A 3,326-nucleotide genomic window follows, 5' to 3' on the forward strand; every position below is an offset into this window, starting at 1 on the left:
AGCGTTCATGAGCCTGGCCTGCTCCATCATCTGCTACCGCCGACTCATCAAATGACCATTCTGTTAGGAGTCGTAAATCTCAACCAACTGGAAAGGCACAAAATGAAGAAGTCCAAGATCCTTGTCGGCTCGCTCGCCACCGTCCTCGCGGTGGGCGCGCTCACCGGCCTCGGGGCCAGCGCGGCGATGGCCACCGGCAGGGGCAAGCCGAAGCCGACGGTGGTGCTCGTCCACGGTGCGTTCGCCGACTCGAGCGGCTGGAGTGCGGTCACTCAGAAGCTCCTCGACGATGGCTACCCGGTGGTCGCCGCCGCGAACCCGCTGCGCGGCGTTGCTTCCGACGCCGCACAGGTCAGGGCCCTCCTCGACAGCATCGCCGGCCCGATCATCCTGGTTGGCCACTCGTACGGCGGCAGTGTCATTTCCGAGGCGGCGGCCGGTGACAAGGACGTCAAGGCGCTGGTCTACGTCGCCGCATTCGTGCCGGAGGCCGGTGAGACCGCGGCCGAGTTGTCCAACAAGTTCCCAGGCAGCACTCTCGGTGAGACGCTGAAGTCGGTTTCCACTCCCGGTGGTCACACCGACCTGTACATCGACCCCCAGCTGTTCCCGCAGCAGTTCGCCGCGGACGTCCCGGTCGCGCAGGCGAAACTGTATGCGGTCTCGCAGCGCCCGATCGACCAGGCTGCGCTGAACGAGCCGCAACTCGGCGAGCAGGCATGGCACCGCATCCCCAGCTACGCCCTGATCCCCGGCGCCGACAAGAACATCCCGGCCGCTGCGCAACGGTGGATGGCCGATCGAGCGCATGCCAAGGTGGTCACGGTCAAAGGTGCCTCGCACATGGTGTTCGTCGCGCAGCCAGCCGTTACGACCGCGCTGATCGAGCGGGCAGCATACGAAACTGCGAAGTAGTTCAGTTCGAGGACGACCTCACTACCCTGGGCCCGGGCTGGCCTAGCGCGACGGGGTACCGACTTTGAACTGGGACGGCGCCGCCGGGTTCCGGCGGCGCCGTTTGCGACACGCGGAGTCCTGCAGGAGTCGCCCGGCAGTGCGCTTGTCGTCGGCAGGCGGCGTATCCCCGGTTGACCCCCCACCGGTCGGCGGCCACGCGGCAGCTGGCTCCTTGCTGCTGCCCTGGCTCCTTTGCGGATCTCGAGGACCATGCGTACTGTCCGCTCACGGATCTCGTCAGGTGGTATCGCGGACGAGGGCCAGCCGGAGACCGACGACGTGAGCGGCGTCGCGTCGGTGGCCCTTGCCCGCGAGCTGGGCCCGCGAGTGGACCGCCTGCTACGCCCACGACCTTGTTGTGCCCGCCCCGCGCAACGCCGCGATCGGGCTCGGGCCGATCACCCTCGCCGACGGGCTGCGCGACGCGGATGCGCCGGCCGGGGTCGAACCCCAATTTCGCAGCGAGAAGGTGCGGCATGTCCTAGTTGACGGCGAGGGCCGCGGCCCTGCTGGCCGGCGTGGTGGAAGGCGAGCATGAGTCGTCGCCGAAACCGCTCATCGAGCGAGTCCGCGGCCACTAGGGGAACAAGGTCCTCTGCCGACCGGTAGGCGGCGAACTCGATCTGCAACCTGTTCAAGGCGTCAAGGGCGTTGAGCCGCAGCATGTTCAGTGCATCGCGGGATTGCTCGGCCCGACGGTCGATTGAGGTCGGCCAACGCCTCGCCCTCCCACAGCGCTGCGGCCCGACGCAACGATCCGACCGCGCCGATGGCGTCGCTGGCACGGCTGGCACGTTCCGCCGACTCCACATGGTGTCGGAAGTCCGCCAGATCCAGTTCGTCGGCGCCAGCTTTGACTAGATACCCGGCACCTACGGATCTGATCACCGGCGGTCGGTCAGCGGGCTGCGCCAGGATCCTGCATAGCCGGTAGACGTACGTGCGGAGCGCGTGTACCGCCGAGCGCGGCGGGTCCTCGTCCCACGGCGCGTCTACCAGTTGCCCGACTGACCAGGCTGCCAACGCTCATCAGTGTGTGGCCAGGACCATCTTCTGCTGGGGAATCCCAAGTCGACCCCGTCCAGGCTGGTCCGTCCAGGCCGGTCCATCCAGGCCCGGTCCGGACCGGGCCGGGGATCGTAAACTGCTACGGTGCGCTCCCGCTGAACGGCGTGACCCGAAGGTAGCGCGCAGGGTGCCTCGGCGACGGACGGCAAACCGACGGCAGCCCTGCCGGCCCTTGCGAGGGCACGTGCGGCGATGACGTGGTGGGCAGCAACGCCGTCCACTGCTCGGGCGACCGGAAACGTCCTCCCGGCGACACGGTCGAGATCAGGGCGCGCGGGTTTCGACCGGAGTCAGTTCGGCCGTGCGGGCACGGGAGCGCGGCTGTGGTCGAGGTGGGTATGGGCGTGGACGGCGGCTTCATCAGGCGATGCAGCCACGTACGGGGCCGGGCGGGCGTTGTACGGCACAACGCCCGCCCGGCCCGAGTCCAACCTAGCTGCCGTAGACCTCGAGCTCCCACAGCGAGTAGCCGTATTGGGCGAGTCCCCGTTGGGTGCCGTTGATGCGCACGTAGCGTCCGCTGCCGGTGAGGTTGACGTCGTCGATTCCGCCGTCACCGGTCGTGGTCGAGTAGATCGTCGTCCACGTCGTGTTGTCGGGCGAAGTCTGAATCTGGTACGCCTTGCCGTAGGCGGCCTCCCAGTTCAGCCGTACCCGGCTGATGGACCTTGTACTGCCGAGATCGACGGTGATCCACTGTGGATCGCTGTACTGGCTGCCCCACCGGGTCGCCGTGTTGCCGTCAACGGCATTGGCACCAACCAGCACATCGCCCGTCTCTACCGACGACACGGTGACCGGCCGGCCCTGCGACAGCAGCGTCGACGTCGAGACCGCAGTGCCGTAAACGTTGAGATCCCACAGTGAGTAGCCGTACTGCGGCAACCCACGCTGCATCCCGAACACGCGAACGTAGCGGCCGCTGCCGGACAACGTGACGTCGTCGACACCGCCGTCGCCCGTGGTGGTGGCGTACACCGTGGTCCAGGTGCTGTTGTCGGGTGAGGTCTGGATCTGGTAGGCCGTGCCGTACGCCGCCTCCCAGTTCAACCGCACCCGGCTGAGGTTGTAGGTCGCGCCCAGATCCACGACGATCCACTGCGGATCGCCGTAGGCGCTGCCCCACCGAGTGGCCGAGTTGCCGTCCACAGCGTTGGCGGCCACGTTAGGGCTGCCGCCCTCCACCGACGACACGGTCACCATCTTGCCCAGAGCGATGTCGCTCGGCGGCGGCGTGCTACCCGTGCCGAACAGGGACAGTGCGACGGCGTTGGCGATCGCCTGCAACCCGGCCTCGTTCG

The 3,326-nt window shown here is 67.7% G+C and carries 2 protein-coding genes and 1 pseudogene; 1 reads left to right on the plus strand and 2 read right to left on the minus strand.

Translation table 11 applies throughout. From position 1 onward, the window contains the following. Positions 1–915, plus strand: a 915-nt coding sequence (locus ABZS66_RS61095; protein ID WP_354774096.1) for an alpha/beta hydrolase, incomplete at its 5' end; no start/stop codon positions are given. 440 nt (positions 916–1,355) lie between these two features. Here ABZS66_RS61095 and ABZS66_RS61100 read toward each other — a convergent pair. Together ABZS66_RS61100 and ABZS66_RS61105 are read right to left on the minus strand one after the other, a co-directional pair. Beyond that, a pseudogene (locus ABZS66_RS61100) lies at positions 1,356–1,845 on the minus strand (BTAD domain-containing putative transcriptional regulator). Between the two features lie 612 nt (positions 1,846–2,457). Then, positions 2,458–3,312, minus strand: a complete 855-nt coding sequence (locus tag ABZS66_RS61105) for a discoidin domain-containing protein (RefSeq protein ID WP_354774098.1) — start codon at positions 3,310–3,312, stop codon at positions 2,458–2,460. Positions 3,313–3,326 lie beyond the last annotated feature (14 nt).

It is taken from the genome of Dactylosporangium sp. NPDC005572, from assembly GCF_040605515.1.
In the GTDB taxonomy this organism is placed as follows: Bacteria; Actinomycetota; Actinomycetes; order Mycobacteriales; family Micromonosporaceae; genus Dactylosporangium.